Below are 25,041 nucleotides of genomic sequence, written 5' to 3'. Positions count from 1 at the left end.
GGTCCCGGCAGGCCGCGGCCAGGTCCCGACAGGCCGCGGGCCGGGCTCAGCGGTCCTGCTCGGCGAGCTGCTCGGCCTCGAGCTCCGTCTCGTCGTCGATGTCGACGTCCAGGGCGTCCTCGCCGGCGGCGAGCTCCTCGGGCTCGGGCTCCGCCCAGTTGCGGATCGTGGTGAGGTCCGCGGCGGACGTCTCGGAGGCGACGACGTTCTCCGGGAAGCGGTCCTGATCGGCGGCGGAGCCCTCCTCGACGGCGGGCACGTACTCGTCCAGGAAGCCGTCCTCGTCGTCGTCCACGTCATCGGCCGTGGCCAGGCGCGGGGTCAGCTCGTCGATCGCGTACTGCCCGCCGCGCACGAACCCGCGGCGGAAGGCCGCGCGGCCGACCATGGTGCTCGCCACGGGGACGGTCACCATCTGGGCGAGCAGGACCAGCAGCATCATGCCGGCCCCGGCCCAGGACCGGCCCATCAGCGCGGCCCCGGCGAGGACCAGCATGAGCCCGAGGGTCTGCGGCTTCGAGGTCGCGTGCATCCGCGTGAGCGGATCGTCGAAGCGGTGCAGGCCGATCGCGGCGATCACCGCGAGCACCACGCCCAGGCCGATCAGCACGAGCGCCACCAGATCCCCGGCGGTCATCGGCGATCACCGCCCTGCTGCTCGTCCGAGGCGGCGTCGGGACCATCCGCTCCGGAGGAGCCGCCGCCGGCGCCGTCCCTGTCGAGGGCATCGGCCAGCGCATCCGCCGACGGGGACTCGTCCTCCGCGTCGATCCCGGCCGGGTGGGCGCGCGCAGCGGACCAGTCCGCGTGGTCCTGGTCCCACAGGGTCGTGTCCCGGCCGTCGCCGGGAGAGCCCGGCTCCTCCGGATCGGCGGGCGCCGAGCCCTCGCGTCCCTCCGCCGTCTCCGCGATCTCCGCGATCTCCGGATGGATCGCATCGTGCTGCGCGGTCATCGTCCCGCCCCGCCCCGCGGGATGCAGGGCGCGGGCGCGGGCGCCGCGCGGCTCCTCGCGGGCGACGAACCGGGCGACCGCGACCGTGGCGACGAAGGCGAAGGCGGTCAGGGCGAGCATCGAGGTCACCGCCCAGGTCGTGCCGGTCGCCGCGGAGTACAGGGCCAGGCCCAGCACCACGAGCACCACTAGCATGTCTGTGGCGACGGTGCGGTCCAGGATGGTGGGGCCGACGATCATGCGATGCACGGTCGGCAGGGCGGCGAGCACCAGCAGCGCCGCCAGGACGGTCAGGGTCAGGTCCACGGCGCTCATGCCAGTCCCGCCTCCTCGAGGATGTCGCGGCGAGCCAGGGCCCGCAGCAGTCGGCGCTCCTGGGCGAGCACGCGCCGGCGCGCCCGCTCCGCGTCCTCGGCGGTGCGGGCCCCGATCACGTGCAGGAACAGGGTGCCGGTGGAGCGCTGCGCCTCGACGATCACGGACCCGGGGATCAGGGTGGCGAGCATGGCCGTCCCGGTGAGGAACAGGTCCGAGCGCGAGGCCAGCGGGACGGCGATCACCGCGCTGGGCGGCTGCGGCCCCGGGCGCACCGCGTACCAGGCCACCTGCACCGAGGAGACCACGATGTCCGCCAGGAACCGGCCGAGGCAGATGATCAGCGCGAGCGGGCGCACCGTGATCTCGCGGCCGGTCGGCGGCATCGGGAACAGGACGAACACGAGCAGGGCGACCGCCAGCCCGCCGAGGACGTTCTTGGCATCCACCCCGCCCCAGAGCAGGCACCAGAACCCGATCGAGGCGGTCAGGCCCAGCCAGTTCAGCGGGAGGTCCCGCAGGCGCCGGTTCACCGCTGCACCTCCTCGTCGCCGTCGCCGATCTTCTCGCCCTCGTCGCCGATGCGGTAGACGAGCTCGGCGGCGGCCTCGTCCCCGAGCACCGCGCTCACGTACGGGGTGCGCTCGAGGACCGCGCGGCCGGCGTCGTCGGCGAAGTCGATGAGGGGGCCGGCGAACACGGTCAGCAGCAGCGAGGCGCCGACCAGGGCGGCGGTCGCCCCCGTCATCACCCGCGGCACCGGGGCGAGGCCCTGGACGAAGTCCTCCTCGGGCTCCTGCCAGAAGGCGCGGTTCCAGATCTTCGCGATCGCGTACAGCGTGAGCAGGCTCGTGATCGCGCTGATCGCGACCAGGGTCCAGGAGGCGGGGGTGTCCACGCGGATGCCCGCCTCGATCAGGCCGACCTTGCCGATGAACCCCGACAGCGGAGGGATCCCGGAGAGGTTCATGGCCGGGATGAAGAACAGCACCGCGATGACGGGGGCGAGCTTCGCCAGGCCTCCCAGGCGCCCCAGGTTGGTGGTGCCGCCGCGCTGCTCGATCAGCCCCGCGGCGAGGAACAGGGTGGACTGCACGGTGATGTGGTGGGCGACGTAGTAGATGGTCGTGCCCATCGACAGGCGGGTGCTCATGCCGATGCCGAAGAGCATGAACCCCATGTGCGAGACCAGGGTGAAGGACAGCACGCGCTTGAGGTCCGTCTGCGCGACCGCGCCGAGGATCCCCACCACGAGGCTCAGGCCCGCCGCCACCAGCAGCAGCGTCGAGGTCTGGGAGGCGGGGAACAGCAGCGTCTCCAGGCGGATGATCGCGTAGATGCCGACCTTCGTGAGCAGTCCCGCGAAGACGGCGGTGACCGGGGCGGGCGCGGTCGGGTAGGAGTCCGGCAGCCAGGCGCTCAGCGGGAAGATCGCCGCCTTGATCGCGAAGGCCACCAGCAGCACCAGCTCGAGCGTCATGCGGGTGCCGGGGGCCAGGCCGTCCAGCCGCACGGCGAGCTCGGCGAGGTTCACGGTGCCCACGGCGGCGTACACCGCGGCGATGCCGGCCAGGAAGATCACCGAGCTGAGCAGGGAGACGATCACGTAGGTCGTCGCCGCGCGGATCCGCGAGGCGGAGCCGCCCAGGGTCAGCAGCACATAGCTCGAGGCCAGCAGCACCTCGAAGCCGACGTACAGGTTGAACAGGTCCCCGGCCAGGAAGGCGTTGCAGACCCCGGCCACCAGCACCAGGTAGGTCGGGTGGTAGATGGCCACCGGCGTCTTCTCCGCGGATTCGGAGACCGTCTGCGCGCTGGAGTAGACCAGCACCGCCAGGGTGACGACGCTGGAGACCACCAGCATGATCACCGTCAGCCGGTCCGCGACCAGCACGATGCCCAGCTGCGGCGTCCAGCGGCCGATCTGCAGCACGAGGATCCCCACCTCGAGCACGCTGCGCGCCATCACCAGCGCCGAGGCGAGGATCGCGACCAGGGTGAGGATGGAGACCCACATCTGCAGTCGCGCATGGTGGCGCAGCAGGAGCGCCATCGCGGCGCCCATCAGGGGCAGCATGACGGGCAGGGCCAGGAGCATGTCCGCGCTCATCGGCCACCTGCTTCCGTCTCGCGGCCGCGGCGCACGTCCTCGCGCTCGTCGGCCTCGGTGTAGTCCTGGGGGGCGTCCTCGGCGCCGGAGAGGTCGGTGCCGAGGGGGTCGCGGCGGGCCCGGTGGCCCTGGGAGTGCAGCAGGGCTCCGCGCCGGCTCTCCTCCGACAGGCCCTGCGAGCCGGGATCCTCGGGGTCCTCGTCCATGCCGCTGCGGCGCTGGCTGCGGCGCAGCACCCGGCGGTCCTCGACGTCGTCGGGGACCTCGTCGTGGCCGAACAGCTGCCAGGCCCGGTAGGACAGGGCGACCCCGAAGGCGGTGATCCCCAGCGTGATGACGATGGCCGTGAGCACCATGGCGAAGGGCAGCGGGTCGGTCATGTCCTCGGCCGGGGCCGTGCCCTCGAAGGGCGGCTTCCCGGGGCGGCCGGCCGCGACGATGAACAGCAGGTTCACGCCGTTGCCGGCGAGCACGATGCCGAGGATGATCCGCGTGAGCGTGCGCTCGAGGATCAGGTACACCCCGCAGGCGATGAGCACGCCGGCGGTCAGCAGGAGCATGAGGCTAACGGGCATCGGACTCGGCCTCCTGCTGGCGGTCGATCTGCGAGCCGAGGCTGCGCAGGATGTCGAGGACGACCCCGAGCACGACGAGGTACACGCCGATGTCGAAGATGAGGGCGCTGGGGAAGTGCAGCTCCCCCAGCACGGGCACGTGGACCACCGGGGTGGCGGTGGCGAAGAAGGTGCCGCCCAGCAGCAGCGGCAGGACCCCGGCCCCGACCGCGACCGCCATCCCGACCCCCAGCACCAGGCCGGCCTGGACGGGCACCGCCTCCGACAGCTCGTAGCGGCCGCCGGCGAGATAGCGCATCGTGATCGCGAGGCCCGCGACGAGACCGCCGGCGAAACCGCCGCCGGGCAGGTTGTGCCCGGCCATCAGCAGGTACACGGAGAACATCATCATCAGCGGAAAGCTGATGCGGGTGATCACCTCGACGACCACCAGGCGTCGCTCCGGGGCGAGGGTGCGCCCGGCCGAGAGCCACGTGCGCCACCGGTTGCCGGTCTCCTCCTGCTCCCCCGCGTAGAAGCGCAGCACGTTGCGCGGCAGGTCGGAGTCGCTGCGCCGCCGCCAGATGGTCAGGTGCTCGTCCTCCTCGCGGATGCGCGTGATGCGCTGCTCGCGCCGGGTGATGAAGATGAGCGAGGCGACGCCGGTGGCGACCACCAGGAGCACCGAGATCTCCCCCATCGTGTCCCAGACGCGGGCGTCGACGAGGGTCACGTTGACGACGTTGTGCCCGCCGCCGATGGTGTACGCCGTCTCGATGAGGCCCGGCCCCAGCGGGTCGAGGTAGCGAGCATCGGCCGCGTACAGGGTGACGCCGCACAGCACGACGGCGGTGCCGATGGCGATGCCCCATCGGCCCCACTGGTCCAGGCGCAGCGGGCGGCGCGAGAAGTGGATCGGCAGGCGGCGCAGCACCAGCACGAGCACCACCGTCATGATCGTCTCGACCAGGATCTGGGTGGTGGCCACGTCCGGGGCGCCGGCGAGCAGGAAGTACACGGCCGCGACGTACCCGGTGACCGAGATGAGGAAGACGGCCCGCAGGCGACGGCGGGCGCGGGCCGCGCCGATGGCCGCGACCACGGCGAGCACCAGCAGGCCGACCTCGATCGGGTGGTGGAACACCACCAGGTTGTCCGGCAGCGGGGCGCGCAGCATCGCGACCGGCGCGGCGACGGCGATGAGCACGAGCAGCATGGTGCCCAGCGTCATCGGCAGGGAGCCTCGCTGGAACAGCGGGGTCACGGCGACGGCCAGGGCGTCCACCCCGCGCATCAGCCGCCGGAAGCCGCGCTCGGCATCGACGAGATCGGCGGCCCGGCCCGTCCCCCAGCGCTGCGGCGAGATCGCGTGCTGGAGGTTCTCGACCGGGCGGGCGAGCCCGGCCAGCAGGGCTCCGGCGCCCAGGGTCACGGCGCTGGCCAGCAGCGGGACGCCCAGGTGCGGCACGACGGCGAGGTGGACGGCGGCCCCGGCCTCCGGCAGGGCGTCCGAGAATCCGCGCAGGATCCCCTCGAGCGGATGGGCCAGGACGGTCAGGCCGATGCTGAGCACGGCGATCACGGCCGGCGGGAGCCAGAACAGCACGGGGACGGCAGGGCGGGCGACCGGGGGCGCCCCGGGGGCACGGCCGAAGGCGCCCTGCACGAAGCGCCAGGAGTACGCGACGGTGAGGATCGAGCCGGCGACCAGGGCCAGCAGCAGCATGCGCGGACCGGTGCCGCCCTCCCACAGCGCCGTGTACAGGGCCTCCTTGGCGACGAACCCGAACAGCGGCGGGACGGCGGCCATCGACGCGGCCGAGACGGTGCCGATCACCGCGACGACGGGGGCCGCCCTCCCGACCCCGGACAGGACCCGCAGGTCCCGGGTGCCGCACTTCTTGTCGATGATGCCCACGACCATGAACAGGGGCGCCTTGAACACGGCGTGGGCGACCATCATGGCCAGCGCCGCCAGCACCGCCTCACGGGTCGCCAGCGCCGCGACGGCGCAGAGGAAGCCCAGCTGGGAGACGGTCCCGTAGGCGAGCAGCAGCTTGATGTCGTGCTGGCGCAGGGCGCGCCAGCCGCCGACGACCATGGTGATCGCGCCGAGCGCCGCGACGAGCGCGCCGACCGCCTCGACCTGGCCGAGCGCCGGGGCCAGGCGCAGGATCAGGTACACCCCTGCCTTCACCATCGCCGCGGCGTGGAGGTACGCCGAGACGGGAGTCGGCGCGGCCATCGCCCCGGGGAGCCAGAAATGCGTCGGCACCAGCGCCGACTTCGACGCCGCCCCGGCCACCACCAGCAGCAGGGCGGTCACCACGAGAGGGCCGGGGCTCGCCCACATGTCGTCGGCGAGGATGCCCCCGATGCTCAGCGTGCCCGCCTCGGCGCCCAGCATCAGCAGGCCCACCAGCATGGCCAGCCCGCCGAGGGTGGTGGAGATCAGCGCGTTCATGGCGGCGCGGCGCGAGGCCTGCTTGTCGGCGTAATGGCCGATGAGCAGGTAGGAGAAGACCGTGGTCAGCTCCCAGAAGATGTAGAGGACCATGACGTCGTCCGCGAGCACCAGGCCCACCATCGCCCCGGCGAAGGCGGTCAGCAGTCCCGCGAAGCGTCCCAGTCCCGGTTCCGTGTCCTTGAAGTAGCGCGCGCAGTAGACGAGAACGAGCGCCCCGATCCCCGAGGCGATCAGCAGCATCACCCAGCCCAGCACGTCGAGGGTGAAGGAGACGTTCATGCCCAGCTGCGGGATCCAGGGGATCTCGACGGTGCGCGGGGCGTCCGCCAGCGCGCGGGGGTCGAGGGTCGCGGCCCACGCCGCCGACCCCGCCGGCACGAGGGCCAGGGGGTAGAAGGCGTTCCGGCCGAGCCTCCGCACCAGCAACGGGCCGAGCAGGGCCGCGACCAGGTGCGCGAGAAGGATCGGGATCACGCGTCTTCCGTCCATGTCCAGGGGGCAAGGGAAGGGGCACGACGATCTTATCGGCCCGCTCCTCCGCGCCACCTGGGGACCCGTCGCCGCGACATCTCCGTGACCTCCGGTCCTGCCAGCCCCGCCCGGTCTCGCGACCCGCCGCGCGTCACCGGCATCGCGCCCCGGACCGTGAAGTTTCCCGACCCGCCCCGCGCAGTCTCCCGACCCGCCCCGTCTCCCGATCCGCGGAAACGATCGGAGTGAAGTCGTCGCTACGCAAACGCTCGGAGTGATCGCGTCGCTTCCCCGCGAGGTAGCGACGGAATCACTCCGACGGATCGCGCAGGGACGCTGCACCGGGGCTCGGTGCCGAGCAGGCCGTCCCGCCTCCCCTGCGCCGGCCCCGCAGCGCCGCCGACACGAAGCAGCTCCGGAACGCAGCGGCACCGGCACGCAGCGACGACGACTCGGCGCCGACTTGCAGCGACGACCCCTCGGCAACGACTCCCCGCGATGGCGACCCGGGCGCCGACTCCCCGCGGCGACGACTCGGCGACGACCTCGCCGTGGCGGCGCGGCGGACTCCCGGGCTTCCGTAGAGTGGGCGCATGTCCCCGTCCGCGGCCGATCCTGCCGCTCCCGACGTGTCCCGGCCCTCGCTGCGCCGTTCGCTGATCTCCTTCGCCCTGTGGGACGGCGGCATGTCCGCGTTCAGCTCGGTGATCCTCACCTTCGTCTTCGCCACGTACGTGACCAGCGCCGTCGCGGCGGAGGGCGCGGTGGGCGAGCAGGCGATCACCGCCGCGCAGGACCACGGTTCGCAGGTCCTCACGGCCTGGCAGGCCGCCGGGGCGGTCGCCGTGGCGCTGCTGGCCCCGCTGCTGGGCAACCTCGCCGATGCCGGCGGCGCCCGCAACGCCCTGCTGCGCATCACCACGATCCTCACCGTGGTCACCGTGGCCCTGATGCCGCTGGTCGCCCTGGATGCCGACTACCTGACCCTCGGTGCCGTGCTCATCGCCCTGGCGGTGGTGTTCTCCGAGCTCGCCGGCGTGTTCGTGAACTCGGTGCTGCCGGAGGTCTCGACCCCCGCCACGCGCGGGCGCGTCTCGGGCACGGCATGGGCCATCGGCTACTGGGGGTCGATCGTGTGCCTGGGGCTGGTGCTCGTGCTGTTCGTGATGCCGGGCACCGGGCTGCTGGGCATCACCGACGAGGCCGGCTGGAACCTGCGGGCCATCCCGCTGTTCGTCGCCGCCTGGATCCTGGTGGGCACGCTGCCGCTGATGCTGTGGGCGCCGCGGCATCCGGCGCGGGCGGCCGGTCAGCGGTGGACCCCCTGGCAGGGCTACGCCTCCATCATCACGCGGGTGGTTCGGGCGTTCCGCGACGAACCGGTGATGCTGCAGTACCTGGTGGCCTCGGCCGTCTACCGCGACGGGCTGGGGGCGGTGTTCTCCGTCGCCGGGGTGCTCGCCGCGATCGCCTACGGCTTCTCGACGGTCGAGGTGATCATCTTCGGGATCTCCGCGAACCTCGTCGCCGGGTTCGGCGTGTACCTCGGCGGCAAGCTCGACGACCGCTTCGGGCCGCGGCCCGTGATCATCGCCGGCTGCCTGGGCGTGATCTCGCTGGGCGTGGTGGTCCTGGCCTTCGACGCCAAGGCCGCGTTCTGGGCCGCGGGGCTGGCGATCAGCCTGTTCGTGGGACCGGTGCAGTCCGCCTCGCGGAACCTGCTGACCCGGCTGTCGCTGCCCGGTCGGGAGACGGAGAACTTCGGCCTGTACGCGACCACGGGGCGGGCCCTCGGATTCCTGGGCACCGGCGCGTTCTCGCTCTCCGTGGCCGTGCTCGGCCAGACGCGGCTGGGGATCCTCGGGATCATCGTCGTGATGGCGCTGGGGCTGCTGGCCTTCCTCCCGATCCGGCTGGGCGCGGCCGGCCGGCCCGCGCCCCGGGCCGCCTGAGCGGGTCAGGCCAGGTCGGAGGGGGCCACCAGGAAGCCCTCGCGGTCGATCACATAGCCGCCGACGTTCTCGACGAGCACCGCGGCGATGCGCCCGATCCGGGCGTAGGCCTCCGCCCACCGCGCCTGCGTCGCCGCATCGGGAGCGGCGATGGCGTCCTCCTCGGGATCCGCCGTGACGTGCACGATCTCGTAGTCCGAGGACGTCGCGATCCATCGCTGCTCGCGCAGGGCGACCGGTCGCGACCGCTCCCCCACCCGGACCTGGATCTCGTCGTCGCCCAGCGGGACCGTGAGCGCGTAGCGCGGCGCGGTCTTCTCCGGCGAGCCGACGACGGAGATCTCCTTCTCGATGTTCGCGAGCAGCTCGGCCAGGGAGACGTTGTCCACCCGGTGCGGGCTCACCACGATCAGATCGCGCACCTGATGGGGATGCGGTTCCAGACGCACCCCGGAATCGGTGACGACCGCGCCGAACAGCCGCCGGCCCAGGGACCAGCACAGGTCCAGCACCTCGCGCTCCACGCCGAAGGGCATCCCGTCCGGGAACGCGGCGGCGTACCCGTGGGAGTCGGTCATGCCGGCCGGCAGCGGATCCTCGCGGACCCGCGGGACCTCGATGCTCCATCGGCCGCCGCGCCGCGGGTCGGTGTCCTGGACGAGGCGGGCTCCCTCGCCGAGGTCGAGGACGCCGTCGCTCAGCTCGGCTTCCGGGCGCACGTTGCGCACCATCGCGAGGATGTCCTGCGGGTTCGTCGAGCGCGGCAGCTGCAGACGGTGGGCCGTCATGCGGAGCTCGGCCTCGCGCTGCGGGGTCTCGGTGCTCTCCGGAAGAGAGGTCATGTCAGAGCTCCTCGTCCAGGGGGATCCGGGTGCGGTGGAAGTTCTGCCAGGAGCGTGAGGCCGTCGGGCCGCGCTGCCCCAGGTAGCGGTTGAGGTTCCCCTCGGATCCGTACGGCCGCTCGGACGGGCTCGAGAGGCGGAAGAAGCACAGCTGGCCGATCTTCATGCCCGGCCACAGGGCCACGGGCAGGGTCGCCATGTTCGACAGCTCCAGCGTGATGTGGCCGCTGAACCCCGGGTCGATGAAGCCGGCGGTCGAGTGCGTCAGCAGCCCCAGGCGGCCCAGCGAGCTCTTGCCCTCGAGCCGGGCCGCGATGTCCTCCGGCAGGGTGACCTGCTCGTATGTGGAGGCGAGGACGAACTCCCCCGGGTGCAGCATGTACGGCTCGTCGGGATCGACGGCGACCACGCGGGTCAGGGACTCCTGGTGCTCCGCCGGGTCGATCATGGCGTACCGGTGGTTGTCGAAGAGCCGGAAGTAGCGGTCGATGCGCACGTCCACCGAGGCGGGCTGGATCATCGCCTCGTCATAGGGATCGAGGCGCACGCGGTCCCCGTCGATCTCGGCCCGGATGTCACGATCGCTCAACAGCACCCGCCCAGCCTAGCCTCACCGCGCTGGGCGAGTCATCGGTCTCACGCGGCGGCCGCCCGATTTCCACTCCGGCCTCGGCTCGCGCTACAGTGGGCGAGTTCGCGGGTGTAGTTCAATGGTAGAACTTCAGCTTCCCAAGCTGACAGCGCGGGTTCGATTCCCGTCACCCGCTCCAGCTGCGAGCAGCACCGAAGGCCCCGACCGGCAGACGCCGGATCCGGGGCCTTCGTCGTCACGGGGCGCATCCCGTCGACGCCCCGAGGAAGGACGGCCGATGACCGCGCAGTACCCCCGTCACACCACCATGGCCGACCACTGGTGGTGGCGGCCCGGCTGGCAGGTCGGCACCCGCTTCTACGCGTGGCACCTCACCCAGGAGGACCAGCCGGCGCTGGTCTCCCTGGCCGGGACGCTCCGGGGCGCCGTGCGCGCCTTCTCCACCCTCGACCCGATCCCGGATCCGTGGCTGCACATGACCCTGCACGGGGTCGGGCACGTGCAGGACGTGGAACCGGCCGACCGGGATCAGGTGGTCGACAAGGTCACGCGGCGCCTTCGCCGACTCGCCCCGATCTCCGCGGCGTTCGGCCCCTCCTACGTCGGACGGGAGGGGGTGATGCTCCTGCCCGAGGATCCGGCCCCCTTCGCCGCCCTCGTCCAGGAGCTGCGCGCCGGGACGGCAGAGGCCCTCGGCGTCCCGGAGGACGAGGCGCCTCCCTTCCGGCCGCACGTCTCGATCGCCTACAGCAACGCTCCGGCGGACGCGGCCCCGATCCGCGCCGCGTGCGAGGCGGCGGAGCCCGATGAGCCGGCCCCCGCGACCTATCGCAGCGTCTCGCTGATCCGGATGCACCGTGATCGCCGCATGTACGAATGGGAGACGGTCGCCGAGGTCCCGCTCGGAGCAGTCTGAGCGGACAAGTCCGAACGGACAGGTCCCGAGCAGATAGGTCCCAGCGGACAGGCCCCAGCAGACAGGTCCCAGCAGACAGGTCGGAGCGGACAGGTTCGCGCGGAAGGGCCGGGCGGGCGACCTCGGGCGCCGGGATCGGCAGGCCCGACGAGGTCATGCGCCGCCCTCGAGGACGTCCGCGCGGGCCGCGGGGATGCGATATCCGCGCGGACCGTCGGGATCGTCCAGCAAGACGATGACGTCCTCCTCCCCCTCCTGCATCAGATGCACCGCGGGGAAGCGGCCGGCCTGGCGCGGCAGCAGGGTGGCGCCCCAGGTGGCGCCCGCATCCCGGCTCGCCCAGATGCAGGCCCCGATGCCGTGCTGCTGCCCGTCCTCGGCCTCGCTCGCGGCCACGTCGATCCAGCCGCCGGCCAGGAGGACGCCGTCCCCGAGGTCGAGGACGGGCCCGCGCGACGCGCGATCGGTCGCCCGGTAGGACTCCGCCGCCGAACCGTCGGCGGCCACGGCCCAGACCACCGCCCCGTCGTCCCCGGCCTTCCAGGCGACGGCCTCCCCGCCGACCCGGGTCAGATGGTCCAGCATCCCGGTCGGGGCATCGGGGAGGATCGACGCCGCCCAGCCGTCCCCGTCGTGGATCGCGACGATGGGACGGTTCACCTCGTCCTCGTCGACCACGGCGCCGATCCCCACGACGGCGTCGCCGAGGGCGGCCACGCAGCTGATCCCCCCGCCCCGTGAGGCCCGCTCCTCCTCGGCGACGCGCACCGGCCCCTCGAGGGCGGGTGCCCAGCCGATCCCGTCCTCGGAGGCGAAGATCCGCGGCGCCCAGGAGATCGACCCGCCCTCGCGCTCCTCGCCGGTGACGACGGCGAGATGGAGCCTGCCGTCGAGCGTCGTGAGCGGGCCCACCCAGCCGACCGCATCGGCGTCCAGCCCCGTCACCGCCCGCCACTGCCCGTCCGCATGGACCCGCGCCTGCACCGATGCGTCCTCGGGGGCGCTGTGACCGGTCACCATGCAGAGCTCCGGCGCGAGGGCGTGCAGCATCGGCCGCTCCCAGGCCTCGACCTCCGCAGGCAGATCGGGCACCGCCTCGATCCGCTCCCCCGCGATGCGCAGGGCGAGGCAGCGGTACCGGCCCTCCTCGTACCATCCGTCGCCGCTGTCCACGAGGCCGTCCTCCTTCCAGGCCACGACGCCGGCGGCCGCCGCATCGGCACGGCCGCGCGTCCCCGTCGTCTCCCGTCGCGGGGCGACGGGCGATCCGCCGCGCAGGGGCCTGCCGTCCGTCCCCCGCGCCTGGACGCTGCCGGCGGCGAGCAGGATGCGCCCGTCGCCGTCGGCGATCGACGTCTGCACGACGCCCCGGGCCCGGAGCATCCCCCCGTCCAGGTGCCAGGAGCCGTCCGCGTCCCGCGTCGCGACCCAGGCCTCGTCGAGGACGTTCATCGTCTGATGGAGCCGGCCCCCGTCGGCATCGACGGCAGGGAGGTCCGCGCCGATGCGTCGGAAGTCGATGGGACGGCCGCGCTCCAGCTCGCCGATGTCGTCGTGCGTCCACCCGTCCCGCTGCCACAGGGGCAGGGGCACCTCCTCCTGTCGGAAGTCCGTGCCGTCCTGCGAGGACCATGCCGTGGGGCGGGAGAATCCCTCCGTGCTCCACGACGGGGTCACCCGGTGCACGCCCGTGACGACGAACCCTCCGGTCAGCGCACGGACGTGCCGTGCCCCGGTGCGCTCCCCGGTGACGGGCAGCGGCACCGGGTCGCCCCAGGACCGCCCGGCGTCGTGCGAGGTGACCGTTGCCGGGGACGAGGATCCCTGGGTCGTCATGTCCAGCACGGCGACGATCGTCTCCGCGCTCCGCGCGACGGACCGGATGCTCGCCGTCGCGCCGTCCGGGACGGGGACCGGTGCGAGCGCCGCCACGGTGCCGTCGTCATCGATCCGCCACCCGTGGGCCTGGGTGCCGCGAGGGTCGCCCATCACGAGGCCGCCGCCGGCGACGAGGGCCCATCGGCCGATCGGGGCCGAGAGCTCGACCGTGCTCCACTCCACCAGGTCACGGGAGAGGTGCATCGTATGGACCATCTCCCCGTCCCGGACCGTGCCGACGAGCACGCGGACGAGCGCTCCCTCGCCGTCCACGGCCACGGTGGAGGCGGCCGGGTCGATCGGGACGTCCCGGCCCTCGGGGTCCTGGTCGGTGAGGACGCGCAGCGTGGCCTCGTACGATCGCGCCCGCCGCTGCAGCAGGCCCAGCGGGCGGTCGGCGGTGCGGGAGAGGGGCCACTCGCGCACCCGGACGGGATGCTCGGGCATCAGCTCCGCGGCGGTGGTCAGCGGAGCGAGCGTGAGCCGGGCCGGCGGCGGGGCCGGCGCGGCGGACGGGGGCGGCTCCTCCTCCGCTCCCTCCTCGCACGCCGTCAGCGCGAGAGGCCCCAGGAGCATCCCTGCGGCGAGGAGGGAGCGGCGGGGCAGGAGCGGAGGCGGCGTCGGGACCGTCGAGGCAGGCATGACGTCATCGAAGCATCTCGGGGGACGACTGCCCCCGACTCATCCACATCCTGCAGGTCACAGCGGCTTTCGGGCGGGATTCAGGGGCGCGGGGACGGCACGATCCCGCGAGTGCCGCTGGACGGATGCTGACACGGTGCAACAATGTGCGACATGCCCAAGATCATCGGCGGCTCCCTGGAGGAGCATCGCGAGCGCACGCGCGAGAAGATCTTCAGCGCTCTCGAGGAGCTGCTCGAGCGCGACGCGTTCGAGCGCATCACGTTCTCCCGCATCGCCACGGCGGCGCAGGTCGGTCGCACCGCCATGTACAACCACTTCCCCGACAAGGAAGCGCTGCTGGTGGAGTACGCCATGCACCAGACTGCCGGTTTCGTGGACGCCCTGCGCGACGATCTCTCCCGGATCGACTCGCCGCCGGAGGCGATCCGCGTCTACGTGCGCCGGCAGCTGGAGCTGCACATCACCTTCCACATGCCCCGCCAGGGCAAGGGCGCGACGCTGGATCCGGACACCGCCAAGCGGCTGCGGGAGCACGTGGTGGTGATCGAGAACGTGCTGCGCACCATCCTGCGCGACGGCATGGACCGCGGTGACTTCCGCGGCGATCTCGACATCGACGCGACCGTGCGGATCCTCAACTCCCTGCTGGTGAGCCAGGCCGGCGCCCGACGCCTCGACGACAGCGCGCTCGAGGACTTCATCCTCTCGGGCCTCGGCGCCGTCCCCGGGGCCGCGGGCCTCGCGGAGCCCCAGGACCGCAGCGCCTGATCGGCGCCCGGCCCGATCCCCCGGTCGCGCCCCGCCGCACCCTGCACGGACGAGGACCCGCCTGCACGATGCCGTGCGGACGGGTCCTCGGTCCGGTCGGGGCGCCGCCCGATCAGCGGCGCCGGCGGAGGCGCGCGCGCTTCGGCTTCGCCGGCGGCGGCCCGTCCTCGACGTCCTCGGCGTCCTCCGGATCCTCCGTGGCGTCCTCGTCGTCGGCGTCCTCGTCCGGCTCGGCCAGCGCGACGGCGGCGCGCCGGGGCGTGCGGGCCTTCGCGGTGTCGTCCTCGTCCTCGTCGTCCCAGCTCATCTCGAGCAGGCCGCCCTCGGGATCCTCGTCCACCTGGGTGGCGAACAGGGGGCGGGCCAGGGTGGCCTCGCCGTCCTCGAGATCGGGCTCGGGCGCGGTGCGGGCGAACAGCCAGCAGCACAGGCCCACCAGGGCCGCGACCAGGGCGATCCCGACCCGCAGGTACACCGAGACGCCCTCGGCGACGGTCCCCACCATCATTGTGATGACGATGTAGGAGGTCAGGCTCGCGGCGAGCAGCGCCGGGACGAGCAGCTCGCCGAGCGCGGCGCGCAGGCTCACGCCGAGCACCGCGCCGTTGAGCGCCCCTCCGTGCGCCCAGGAGCCGCGGCCGCCGTAGCGGCCCGCCTCGATGAGGTCGACGGCGCCCGCGAGCGGACCGGCGGCCGCGTGGGCCCACAGCGACAGGCCCAGGCCCACCATGATCAGCGCGGCGAGGTAGGCGGGCACCGCGGCCGGACCGAGGGCGAACCCTGCGACGATCGGCATCAGCACGGCGGCCGCGAGGACCACCAGGCCGGCGCGGCGGGCGTCCAGGCCGAGCCCGTCGAAGGAGACGTCGGGACGCTCCTCGAGGTGGGCGGTGCGGGCCTCGAGGACGGCGGCCGCCGAGAGCCGGCGCTGGCCGTCCAGCACGAAGGACGCGATCATCAGCACGGTGACCACGCCCAGCCCGGCGCCGGCGACGACGCTGAGGGAGGTGGGGGTCATCGCGTGCAGCAGGCGGTCCTCCCACAGGGTGGCGGCGCGCGGCGCGGCCTGGACGGCGGCGACGATCGGGGCGATCAGGGCGATCGCCCCGAGCGCGGCGACGATGCCGAGGCCCGTCGCCCCCTCGTCGGAGCGGCCGCGCACCAGGGTGCGCCAGTCCTCCTCGACCCCGGGGCGGTCCACGAGCACGGGAGCGGCGTGGGAGGCGGCCTGCGCCGTCACCGCGAGCAGCCCGCCGAGCGCGGCGAAGGCGGACAGGGCCAGGGCCAGCAGCGGGATCCCTGCGGCGAGCACGCCGAGGGCGGCGATCACGAGGGCGAGGATGCTCAGCACCAGGCCGGCCCACAGGGCCGCGCCGCCCAGGGCGGCGAGGATGCCGATGCTCGCGCCCGTCCGGGCGGTGCGGGCGGCACGGCGGGCGGCGGGACCGCCCGGCGCGGCGTGCGCGGCGATCAGCAGCTGGCCGCACACGGCGGCCACCGCGCCCAGCGCGATGGACACCGCCACCAGCGTGTTGGGGTGCGTGGTGTAGGCGGCGAGGACGTCGAGGAAGGCGCTCGCGCCGCGGGACTCGTCGGTCTGGGAGACGTAGGTGCCCAGATCCGCGCCGGCGGTCACGAGCTGATCGGCGATGTCGGCGCGCGGCTGCGGGGTGCTGGTCACCGCAGGATCGGTGAAGCTGCCCATGCCCACGCCGTCGAAGCGGAGGTTCCGGTACTGCCCCGGCAGCCACAGCGCCGCCGCGGCGACGGTGCCGGCCGCCGCGATCAGGGCGGGGATCAGCCCGGCCATCCGGTAGGCGGCGACCTCCCGGCCGGGCGCCCCGACCTGCGGGATCACCATGGCCAGCAGCGGGGCCGCCATCGCGACGCCCAGGCCCAGCATCGCCACGACGATGCCCTCGGTCGCGATCACCGGGACGCCCACGGTCAGGCCCGCGCCGACCGCGATCGCGGTGACCGCGCTGATCTGGGCGCTGCGGCCGGCGCCGTGGCGCAGCATCTCCGCGTCGGAGAGGACGGTCGCGGAGCGGTTGGCCTCGTCCTCGCGGGCCAGCTCGAGCTCATGGCCGCCGGCGAGCAGCGTCGCGGCCGAGGCCGCGGGCTCCGCGAGGGCCGCCACCACGCGCAGTCCGAGGGCCGTGAGCGCGGCGCCGAGGGCCAGGGCCAGGAGCATCTCCCCCGCGCCCTGGCGCAGCAGCCACACCGTCACGGCGGCGGGCAGCGCCACCACGGCCACCGCGGAGGAGGCGAGCAGGCCGCCGGTGCGGACCGAGGCGGCGGGCGCATCGGCCGGATCGATCGTGCTGCGCGCCGCGAGCAGCAGGCGCTGTCCGAGCCACGCGGAGACGCCGCCCAGCGCCAGGCCCAGCAGGATCATGGCGGCGCGCAGCAGACGGCCCGGCATGGCGTCGACGACCAGCAGCGACAGCGCCAGCGCGGGCACGCCCGCCCACAGCGCGAGGCTCACCCCGGAGGTCAGCAGGGAGCCGAGCCAGGGCGAGGGCGCGACGGCGTCCTCGAGGGCCGACCACCTCCGCATCAGCACCACGGAGGCCACGAGGGCCCCCACGGCGATCGCCACGACGGCGAGCAGGAGGATGGCGACGTCGTCGCCGAGGGCGAACGCGGTGATGAGTTCCACTGCGGCTCCTTCAGCCCAGGAGGGCCAGGTCCAGGGTGGTCGGTGCGCCGTCGACGACGCGGAGGGGGACGCCCCAGTCCTGCTGATGCATGTGGCAGGCGGGGAACTCGACGGCCGGATCGGCGTCGCAGGAGGCGGCGCGCGCGCTCACGTGCAGCACCCCCTCGGTGTAGGCGGGGTCCAGCTCGATGCGGCGCTCCAGGTCGGTGCCGGTGCCCGCGCCGTCGGTGATCATCGCGCTGGGGGTGGTGCTGACGCTGAGCTGCGTCGAGGGGCCGAGGGAGTTGTCGAGCTTGTGGCCCTCGGGCGGGGTGAACAGCACCCGGACGGTGAGGGGGCCGGGGCCGACCTCCGTCGCGGGACGCTCGGAGCGCTGCGCCCCGGAGTCGATCACCCGTTCGGCGGCCTTCGCGACGGGGACCCAGGTCACGCGGTGCGCACCGGACTCCACGACCAGCAGCTGGCCGATGCCGTCGACCGGCGGGCCGACGATGAGGCCCGAGGGCTCGGACAGGTCCGTCGCGACGGTGACGACGGTGGCCGTGCCGTCGGTCGCGCCCTCGCGGTCGATGAGGCGGATCGCGCCGTTGTACGTGTCCGCCACGGCGATGCGGCCGTCCGGCAGCACGGTCGCGGCCAGCGGATGCTGGAGGCGGGCCGAGGCGGCCGGACCGTCGACGTGGCCGAAGTCGAACAGGCCCTCGCCGACGATGGTGGACACCGTCATGCTGAACGGGTCGATCGCCCGGATCGCGGAGCTCTCCGAGTCCGCGACGAGGATCACGCCGTCGGCGGCCTCGGTCACGCCGGAGGGCTGCGCCCACCAGGAGGTGACGACGGGGCCGTCGACCAGGCCCTCGTTCGTGGTGCCGGCGAGGACGGCGAGCGCCCCGGTGACGGGATCGAAGGTCCAGATCTGGTGGATGCCGGCCATGGCGATCACCGCGCGGTGCAGCGCATGGGACCAGGTGATGTCCCACGGCGTGGACAGGGCGTAGCCGCGGGCCTCCCCCTCGCCGCGCGGCAGGTCCCAGCCCTGCATCCACTGCTCCCCGGTGCCGGCGACGGTGGTGACCACGCTCGCGGTGCGGCCGCGCAGCAGGCGGTCCGCGCCCAGCTGGACGCCGCGCAGGGCGTGGTTGGCGCTGTCGGCGACCAGGAGGTCGTAGCCGACCTGCTCGGCGATCTCCGGCGGCAGCGCGAGGACCCCGTTGGGCTCGGCGAACCGGGCATGCTCGTTCTCGCCGTCGACCAGGCCGCGCAGGCCGGAGCCGATGATCTCGTCGACGGTGGCGCCGTCGGGCCCGAAGACGACCAGGCGGTGCTGGCCGGCGTCGCTGACCACGAGGCGGCCGTCGGGCAGGGCGGCGAGCTTGGAGGGGTAGCGCAGGGTCTGCGGGGTCCGCTCGGCCAGCACCGTCGGTGCGGGGCCGCGGCGCAGGGAGCCGTCGGCCTCGCCCTCGGCGACGAGCCGCCCGATCAGCTGGTCGAGGTTCTGGGCGTGCCCCTCGCCGGAGAGGTTCCCGGCGATCCGCCCGTGCGTGTCCAGGACCATGAGGGTCGGCCAGGCCTTCGCCCCGTACTCCGACCAGGTCAGCAGCTCCGGGTCGTCGATCACGGGATGCTCGACCTCGTAGCGCTCGATGTTCGCCACCAGCGCGTCGCGGTCCTTCTCGAACTCGAACTTCGGCGAGTGCACGCCGATCACGACGAGCTCCTCGGACCACTTCTGCTCCAGGGGGCGCAGCTCGTCCAGCACGTGCAGGCAGTTGACGCAGCAGAAGGTCCAGAAGTCCAGCAGCACGATCTTGCCGCGCAGGTCCTCCAGGCCGAGCTCCGCGCCGCCGGTGTTCAGCCAGCCGCGGCCGCGCAGGGCGCTCCCGCGCACGCGCGCATCCAGAGTGCCGTCGCTGGGGTCCGAGTTCGAGGTCATGCGCACCAGTGAACACCGCCGGGATGCCGACGCGCCAACTCGTCGCGACATGTGCGACGTCCGGCGGGGCCCGGCGGGAGTCCGGTCGGCGACGGCATCAGGCCTCGCGCGCGGGCCGCGCGGGCCAGCTCGCGATCCAGTCCAGCAGCTGCGGATCCTCGAGGTCCTCGAGGTGCAGCGCGGCCCCGGGCAGGGCGACGCCCGCCGGCGGCACGCCGATCAGGCGCAGCCCGCCGGCCACGGCCGCCCGGCCGCCGGTCGCCGAGTCCTCGAAGGCGAGGGTCCGTCCCGGGTCGGCGCCGAGGGCCCGGGCGGCGGCCACGTACATGTCGGGGGCGGGCTTGGGGCGGGCCACCGTGTCGGCCGCCTCGACGGCGCGGAACAGCGGGCGCAGGCCGCTGCGCTCGAGCTTGTCCTCGAGCGCCTCGAGCCACGAGTTCGAGGCGCAGGCGATCGGCACCCGCGCCGCGGTCGCCTCGAGCACCGCCCGCGCCCCCGGCATCACCCGGATCTCCCCGCCGAGATGCTCGAGGAACAGGTCCCGGGTCTCGACGAGGACCGCCGCCTCCTCCCTCCCGGCGGCGCGGGCGATGGCCGCCGCGGCCTCCTCGAGGGTCGAGCCGACCAGCGCGTCGAGGTCGGTGTCCTCCTCGGCGACGCCGTAGCGCGCGAGCATCACGGACTGCGTGCGCTCCCACACCGACTCGGTGTCCAGCAGCAGGCCGTCGCAGTCGAAGACCACGGCCTCCGGGGTCCAGTCCCCGAACGCGTCGCGGAACCGGTCCGTCATCGCACGCTCTCCCAGCCGGCGATCCACGTCTGCAGCTGCGGATCCTCCAGGCTGTCCAGGCGGAGGTGGGCCTGGGGATCCTGCCCGGGCAGCGACGGCACGGCGATGAGGTTCAGCCCTGCGGCCATGGCGGCTTGCGCCCCGGCCTCGGAGTCCTCCACCGCCAGGCAGTCCCGGGGGGCGGCGCCCAGCAGCTGCGCGGCGCGGAGGTACATGTCCGGGGCCGGCTTGGGCAGGGCGACGTCCTCGATCGCCAGGTGCGCGTCGACCACGGCGTCCAGCCCGGTCGCCGCGAGCTTGTGGTCCAGCATGTCCCGCGGCGAGTTCGAGGCGATCGCGACCGGCACCTTCGCGGCGATGGCGCGCACCGTCTCCAGCGCCCCGGGCAGCGTCGCGAAGCCGTCCTTGCCGCGCATGCCCTCCCGGTGCGCGTCCACGAGCTCGCGCCCGACCACGTGCGGGTCCTTCCCCACGGCCGCGGCGATCGCGAGCACCACGACCTCCGCGGCCCGCCCGGTGATGTCGCGCCGCTCCTGCTCGGTGATCCGCGCGCCGTGCCCGGCCAGGTACCGGTCCTGCACCGCGACCCACTCCGCCTCGGTGTTCACGAGCGTCCCGTCCAGGTCGAAGACCACGGCCTGCGGGGTCCAGGCGGTCGGCCACGCGGACAGGGGCACGGATTCGAGGAGATCGCTCATGCCCCCAGGGTATCCGCGCCGCCCGGAGCCCGGAGTCCGGTGATCAGGCGATGGCGGCGAAGCCCCGGCGGAGGTCCTCGAGGATGTCGTCGATGTGCTCGATGCCCACGCTCAGGCGCACGAAGCCGGGCTCGACGCCGGCGGCGCGCTGCTCCTCCTCGCCGAGCTGGGCGTGGGTGGTGGTCGCCGGGTGGATGACCAGGCTGCGCACGTCCCCGATGTTGGCGACGTGGGAGTGCAGCTCGAGCGCGTCGACGAAGCGGCGGCCTGCCTCCGCCCCGCCCTCGAGGACGAAGCCGAGCACCGACCCGGCGCCGCGCGGGAGGTAGCGGTCCGCGACCTCCTTGTACGGCGAGTCGGGATCGGAGGCCCAGCGCACGGAGGTCACGGCCGGCTGCTCGCGCAGGAAGGCGGCGACGGCGTGGGTGTTCTCCAGGTGCCGGTCGATCCGCAGCGGGAGGGTCTCCAGGCCCTGGCCGATGAGGAAGGCGTTGAACGGGGAGATCGCCGGGCCGATGTCGCGCAGCAGCTGGACCCGGGCGCGGATCGCGAAGGGGGCGGGCAGATCCGCGTAGACCACGCCGCCGTAGGACTCGTCGGGCTCGACGAAGTTCGCGAAGCGGTCCCCGTGGGCGGAGAAGTCGAAGCTGGCCCCGTCGACGATCACGCCCGCGATCGAGGTGCCGTGCCCGCCCAGGAACTTCGTCGCCGAGTGGACGACGACGTCCGCGCCGTGCTCGAAGGGGCGCAGCAGGTACGGGGTGGCGATCGTGTTGTCGACGATCAGCGGCACGCCGACCTCGTGGGCGACGTCCGCGACCGCCCGGATGTCCAGGACGTCCTGGCGGGGGTTGGGGATCGTCTCGGCGAAGAAGGCGACGGTGCTCTCGGTCGCGGCCGCGCGCCAGGACTCGGGATCGGTCGGGTCCTGCACCCACAGCGGCTCGATCCCGAGCCGGGACAGGGTGTGCTTGAACAGGTTGAAGGTGCCGCCGTAGAGGCTGGGCGAGACCACGACGCTGTCCCCGCTGCGGGCCACGTTGAGGATCGACAGGGTGATGGCGCTCTGCCCGGAGGCCAGCAGCAGCCCGGCCGCGCCGCCCTCGAGCGCGGCGATCCGGTCCTCGATGGCTCCCTGCGTCGGGTTGGTGATGCGGGTGTAGATGTTCCCGGCCTCGGCGAGGGCGAAGCGGTCGGCGGCGGATTCCGCGCTGGGGAAGACGAAGCTCGTGGTCTGCTGGATGGGCAGCGCGCGAGCGCCCGTCCCGGGGTCGGGCTCCTGGCCGGCGTGGATCGTCAGCGTCTCGAACTTCTGCGTGCTCTGCGACATCGGGGCTCCTGAGGTGAGGACGGCATGTGCTCGTCCGTGCAGTCTTGCGGGGTTCGTGACGGCCGTCCACGACTGTGAACGGCTGTGACCGCGGGCCCCTCCGGGGGCGGCGCCGGGCGTCGTCGCGCCCGGCCCGCGCTCAGCCCAGCTCGAGGACGCGTCCCTCCCAGCGCCGGCGCAGCCAGCGGTCGTGGGAGGCGATGACCACCGTCCCGTCCCAGCGGCCGATGGCGTCCTCGAGCTGGGTGGCGATCTCCAGGGCCAGATGGTTGGTGGGCTCGTCGAGGATCAGCAGCTCGGGCGGGTCGGCGAGCAGGGCGGCGAGCTCGACGCGACGCTGCTGCCCGCGGGACAGCTCGGCGACCGGGCGCACCAGGTCCCGCGGGTGGACCAGGCCGAACAGCTCGGGCTCGTGATCGGCCTCCGGCACCCCGGCGGCCCGGGCGAGCACCTGGCGGACGGTCCCCTCGGGCACCGGGGTGTCCTGCTCGAGCAGCGCGACCCGGGCGCCGCGCGGCCGGGACACGCTGCCGCCGGTGGGCTCCAGCCGCCCGGCCAGGGTGTGCAGGAAGGTCGACTTCCCTCCCCCGTTCGGACCGGTGACCAGGAGCTTCTCCCCGGAGGAGAGCGCCACCGAGGTGGGAGCCAGGCGCCCTCGCACCGCGACCTCGGACGCCGCCAGCAGCACGCCGCCGCGACGGCCCTCGGCCGTGGGCAGGTGGGACAGCGCCAGCGGCGCCGGAGGCCTGCGGATCTGGGTGCGCTCGAGCTCCTCGAGGCGTCGCTGCGCATCGCGCACCCGCCGGGAGACGACGGCGGCGTTGCGGTCCGCGTAGAACTTCTTGGAGGCGCGGGCCTCGGTCCGGGGCCCGCGGCCCTCGTGGCCGACGCTGTGGGACTCCCGCACCTGCACCCGCAGTCGGTCCAGCTCCTCCTGCTCGTCCCGGTGCTGGCGGGCCCAGCGGTCGCGGGCGTCGTAGCGGGCCAGCAGGTAGTCGCTGAAGCCGCCTTCGTACGCGGTGACGCCGCCGGGCTCGGCGTCCAGGGGGCTGGGCGCCGGGTCGAGGTCCAGCTGGACCCGGGTCGCGTCGTCGAGGAAGGCGCGGTCGTGGCTGGCGACGAGGACGGGGCCGGGATGCTCGGCGAGCATGCCGGTGAGGAAGGCGGCGCCGTCGTCGTCGAGGTGGTTGGTCGGCTCGTCCAGCAGCAGGGTGGTGGGCCGGGCGATGAGCAGGCGGGCCAGGGCCAGGCGTCCGCGCTGGCCGCCGGAGACCTCGTCCAGGCGGCGGGAGCGGTCCACGTCCTGCAGGGCCAGGCCCGTCATCACCTGCTCGGCGCGGGCGGGCGCTCCCCAGACGTCGGCCAGGACGGCCCGGGCCAGGACGTCGTCGTAGACGGCCGCCGCGGCGGCGTCCCCGTCGACGAGGGCGTCGCCGGCGGCCTGCAGCTCCCGCTCGAGCCGTCGGGCGCTCTCGAGGGCATCGGCGATGACCTGCGCGACGGTGGTCTCCGGCGGGAAGGGGATCTCCTGGTCCAGCAGGCCGATGGGCCCGGGAACCGCGACGGACCCGGCATCGGGCCGCAGCCGTCCGGCGAGGACCCGCAGCAGCGTCGACTTGCCGCTGCCGTTCTCGCCGAGCAGACCGGTGGGTCTCTGCGCGGGGACCGACAGCGTGATGTCGGTGAGGACGCGGCGGTCGCCGAAGGACACGGACACGCCGTCGGCGCGCAGATGCAGAGGGGTCTGGGGCATGGATCAGCTCCTGGAGGTTCGCGGGATGCGGGCAGCGGGAGGCTGATCAGATCGTCATGGACGCACTGTAGGGCGCCCCGCGCGGGGACGTCACGCGATTTTCCGGCCTCCCCGCGACGCGGGCCCGCGGACGCGTCGCGTGCTCCGCGCGCCGGGATCCGCGAGACTGGGGCCATGAGCATCGACCAGCCCGCCGCCGCCCCCGCCCGGACCTCCACGCTCGCCGTCGTGGGCGCCGGGAGCGTGGGCGCCTCCGTCGCCTATGCCGCCATGCTGCGCGGCAGCGCCCGCACCATCGCCCTGTACGACGTGGCGACCGCCAAGGTCGAGGCCGAGGTGCTGGACCTCGCCCACGGCTCCTCCCTCGCCGCGCCGTCCACCTCCCCCGCCCGGATCATCGGCGGCGACGACGTGGCCTGCGTGGCCGGGGCGGACGTCGTGGTCATCACCGCTGGCGCCCGCCAGAAGCCCGGGCAGACCCGCCTGGAGCTGGCCGGGACGAACGTCGACATCCTCCGGGACCTGCTGCCCCGCCTGCTCGAGCAGGCACCGGACGCGGTGTACGTGCTGGTCACCAACCCGGCCGATGTCCTCGCCCTGGCGGCGGCGCGCATCGCCGGCCTCCCCGACGGCCGGGTGATGTCCTCGGGGACGGTGCTGGACACCTCCCGGCTGCGCTGGCGCCTGGCGGAGCGGCTGGGGGTCTCCTCCCGCTCGGTGCACGCGACGATCATCGGCGAGCACGGGGACAGCGAGTTCGCGCTGTGGTCCTCCGCGTCGATCGGCGAGGTCCCGCTGCGGCAGTGGACGGACCCGGACGGCGCCCGCGCCCTGACCGACGCCGAGCTCGGCGATCTCGAGCGGGAGGTCGCCGGCGCCGCGTACACGGTCATCGCCGGCAAGGGCGCCACGAACCTGGCGATCGGCGTGGCCGGGGCGCGGATCGTCGAGGCGATCCTGTCCGACGAGCAGGCGGTGCTGCCGGTGTCCACGCCGCTGTCGGACTACCGCGGCATCTCCGGGGTCGCGATGAGCGTGCCGAGCGTGGTGGGGCGCGGCGGGGTCCTGCGCCGCCTCGAGGTGCCGATGGACGATGCGGAGCAGGCGCGCCTGGAGGCATCGGCCGCAGCGCTGCGCAGCGCCCAGCGGAGCCTGGGCCTGTGACAGCGCCGCCGCCGCACGCCCCGCGGTCCGAGCCGGAGCCGGACGCCCGCGGGGCCGCGGCGCAGGAGCGCCGGCCCGAGCAGGAGCCGCACGAGCAGGAGCAGCGGGCGCAGGACCAGCGGGCGCAGGAAGAGCGCGAGCTCCGGCGCCGGGAGGAGGAGCGGCGGGACCAGGAGCAGCGCGAGGCCCGGCGCCAGGAGGCCGCCCGCCGCGCGGCCCGGCGCGAGGACGCCCGCCGCCGGGCGGC

20 protein-coding genes and 1 tRNA gene are annotated in these 25,041 nt (G+C 74.0%); 6 read left to right on the top strand and 15 right to left on the bottom strand.

Annotation, left to right across the window (positions count from 1 at the left end; translation table 11 throughout):
* Window positions 1–46: 46 nt before the first annotated feature.
* The 6 genes from mnhG to BF93_RS09495 are packed head-to-tail and all read right to left on the bottom strand — an operon-like array spanning window position 47 to window position 6,874.
* The gene (gene mnhG, locus BF93_RS09520) at window positions 47–637 is read right to left on the bottom strand and encodes a monovalent cation/H(+) antiporter subunit G (RefSeq protein ID WP_038372290.1); all 591 of its coding nucleotides are present in this window, start codon (window positions 635–637) and stop codon (window positions 47–49) included.
* Window positions 634–1,269, bottom strand: a complete 636-nt coding sequence (locus tag BF93_RS18995) for an MrpF/PhaF family protein (RefSeq protein ID WP_051486800.1) — start codon at window positions 1,267–1,269, stop codon at window positions 634–636. The genes mnhG and BF93_RS18995 overlap by 4 nt, the downstream gene beginning before the upstream one ends.
* Window positions 1,266–1,802, bottom strand: coding sequence for a Na+/H+ antiporter subunit E (locus BF93_RS09510; protein ID WP_051486799.1), 537 nt, complete (start codon window positions 1,800–1,802; stop codon window positions 1,266–1,268). Before BF93_RS09510 ends, BF93_RS18995 begins: the two co-directional genes overlap by 4 nt.
* Window positions 1,799–3,379, bottom strand: coding sequence for a Na+/H+ antiporter subunit D (locus tag BF93_RS09505; RefSeq protein WP_038372289.1), 1,581 nt, complete (start codon window positions 3,377–3,379; stop codon window positions 1,799–1,801). The genes BF93_RS09510 and BF93_RS09505 overlap by 4 nt, the downstream gene beginning before the upstream one ends.
* On the bottom strand, window positions 3,376–3,954 hold the full coding sequence (locus BF93_RS09500) for a Na(+)/H(+) antiporter subunit C (protein WP_051486798.1): 579 nt from the start codon (window positions 3,952–3,954) through the stop codon (window positions 3,376–3,378). The genes BF93_RS09505 and BF93_RS09500 overlap by 4 nt, the downstream gene beginning before the upstream one ends.
* On the bottom strand, window positions 3,944–6,874 hold the full coding sequence (locus BF93_RS09495) for a Na+/H+ antiporter subunit A (protein ID WP_038372287.1): 2,931 nt from the start codon (window positions 6,872–6,874) through the stop codon (window positions 3,944–3,946). Before BF93_RS09495 ends, BF93_RS09500 begins: the two co-directional genes overlap by 11 nt.
* Before the next feature lie 590 nt (window positions 6,875–7,464).
* On the opposite strand from BF93_RS09495, the gene BF93_RS09490 reads away from it, so the two are divergent.
* On the top strand, window positions 7,465–8,823 hold the full coding sequence (locus tag BF93_RS09490) for an MFS transporter (RefSeq protein WP_051486796.1): 1,359 nt from the start codon (window positions 7,465–7,467) through the stop codon (window positions 8,821–8,823).
* Window positions 8,824–8,828: 5 nt separating this feature from the next.
* Here BF93_RS09490 and BF93_RS09485 read toward each other — a convergent pair whose 3' ends face one another.
* Both BF93_RS09485 and dcd read right to left on the bottom strand, forming a co-directional pair.
* Complete coding sequence (locus BF93_RS09485) at window positions 8,829–9,665, bottom strand: hypothetical protein (RefSeq protein ID WP_232226302.1); 837 nt, start codon at window positions 9,663–9,665, stop codon at window positions 8,829–8,831.
* Window position 9,666: 1 nt separating this feature from the next.
* Entirely contained in the window at window positions 9,667–10,260 is a 594-nt protein-coding gene (gene dcd / locus BF93_RS09480) for a dCTP deaminase (protein WP_038372285.1), read from the bottom strand.
* Between the two features lie 101 nt (window positions 10,261–10,361).
* Here dcd and BF93_RS09475 point away from each other — a divergent pair.
* A tRNA-Gly gene (locus BF93_RS09475) sits at window positions 10,362–10,435 on the top strand.
* A gap of 99 nt (window positions 10,436–10,534) precedes the next feature.
* Window positions 10,535–11,173: a 2'-5' RNA ligase family protein gene (locus BF93_RS09470; RefSeq protein WP_038372284.1), complete on the top strand. Its 639-nt coding sequence runs from the start codon at window positions 10,535–10,537 to the stop codon at window positions 11,171–11,173.
* Between the two features lie 153 nt (window positions 11,174–11,326).
* On the opposite strand, the gene BF93_RS09465 is transcribed toward BF93_RS09470, so the two are convergent.
* On the bottom strand, window positions 11,327–13,693 hold the full coding sequence (locus BF93_RS09465; RefSeq protein WP_038372283.1) for a hypothetical protein: 2,367 nt from the start codon (window positions 13,691–13,693) through the stop codon (window positions 11,327–11,329).
* Between the two features lie 153 nt (window positions 13,694–13,846).
* Between BF93_RS09465 and BF93_RS09460 the strand changes: the two genes are divergently transcribed.
* Window positions 13,847–14,464, top strand: a complete 618-nt coding sequence (locus BF93_RS09460) for a TetR/AcrR family transcriptional regulator (protein WP_038372525.1) — start codon at window positions 13,847–13,849, stop codon at window positions 14,462–14,464.
* 112 nt (window positions 14,465–14,576) lie between these two features.
* On the opposite strand, the gene BF93_RS09455 is transcribed toward BF93_RS09460, so the two are convergent.
* The 6 genes from BF93_RS09455 to BF93_RS09430 all read right to left on the bottom strand — a co-directional run bounded on the left by BF93_RS09455 (window position 14,577) and on the right by BF93_RS09430 (window position 23,630).
* On the bottom strand, window positions 14,577–17,126 hold the full coding sequence (locus BF93_RS09455; RefSeq protein ID WP_051486795.1) for a hypothetical protein: 2,550 nt from the start codon (window positions 17,124–17,126) through the stop codon (window positions 14,577–14,579).
* A 10-nt stretch (window positions 17,127–17,136) separates the two neighbouring features.
* Entirely contained in the window at window positions 17,137–19,059 is a 1,923-nt protein-coding gene (locus BF93_RS09450; RefSeq protein WP_038372521.1) for a thioredoxin-like domain-containing protein, read from the bottom strand.
* 97 nt (window positions 19,060–19,156) lie between these two features.
* Window positions 19,157–19,849, bottom strand: coding sequence for an HAD family hydrolase (locus BF93_RS09445; protein ID WP_038372282.1), 693 nt, complete (start codon window positions 19,847–19,849; stop codon window positions 19,157–19,159).
* Window positions 19,846–20,547, bottom strand: a complete 702-nt coding sequence (locus tag BF93_RS09440; protein WP_038372281.1) for an HAD family hydrolase — start codon at window positions 20,545–20,547, stop codon at window positions 19,846–19,848. The genes BF93_RS09445 and BF93_RS09440 overlap by 4 nt, the downstream gene beginning before the upstream one ends.
* A gap of 43 nt (window positions 20,548–20,590) precedes the next feature.
* Complete coding sequence (locus tag BF93_RS09435) at window positions 20,591–21,877, bottom strand: O-acetylhomoserine aminocarboxypropyltransferase/cysteine synthase family protein (protein ID WP_038372280.1); 1,287 nt, start codon at window positions 21,875–21,877, stop codon at window positions 20,591–20,593.
* A 139-nt stretch (window positions 21,878–22,016) separates the two neighbouring features.
* Window positions 22,017–23,630 (bottom strand): ABC-F family ATP-binding cassette domain-containing protein, encoded by a 1,614-nt coding sequence (locus BF93_RS09430; protein ID WP_038372279.1) that lies wholly within the window; start codon window positions 23,628–23,630, stop codon window positions 22,017–22,019.
* Window positions 23,631–23,804: 174 nt separating this feature from the next.
* Here BF93_RS09430 and BF93_RS09425 point away from each other — a divergent pair, with 174 nt between their 5' ends.
* Together BF93_RS09425 and BF93_RS09420 are read left to right on the top strand one after the other, a co-directional pair.
* Window positions 23,805–24,794 carry an L-lactate dehydrogenase gene (locus BF93_RS09425; RefSeq protein WP_038372278.1) on the top strand — a complete coding sequence of 330 codons (990 nt, stop codon included), beginning with the start codon at window positions 23,805–23,807 and terminating at the stop codon, window positions 24,792–24,794.
* Window positions 24,791–25,041, top strand: a 251-nt coding sequence (locus BF93_RS09420) for a hypothetical protein (protein ID WP_038372277.1), incomplete at its 3' end; no start/stop codon positions are given. The genes BF93_RS09425 and BF93_RS09420, both read left to right, overlap by 4 nt.

The organism is Brachybacterium phenoliresistens (assembly GCF_000576425.1).
GTDB classification, from domain to species: Bacteria; Actinomycetota; Actinomycetes; order Actinomycetales; family Dermabacteraceae; genus Brachybacterium; species Brachybacterium phenoliresistens.
Note: the sequence above shows the minus strand (reverse complement) of the source record. Positions and strands in the feature narration are given on the sequence as shown.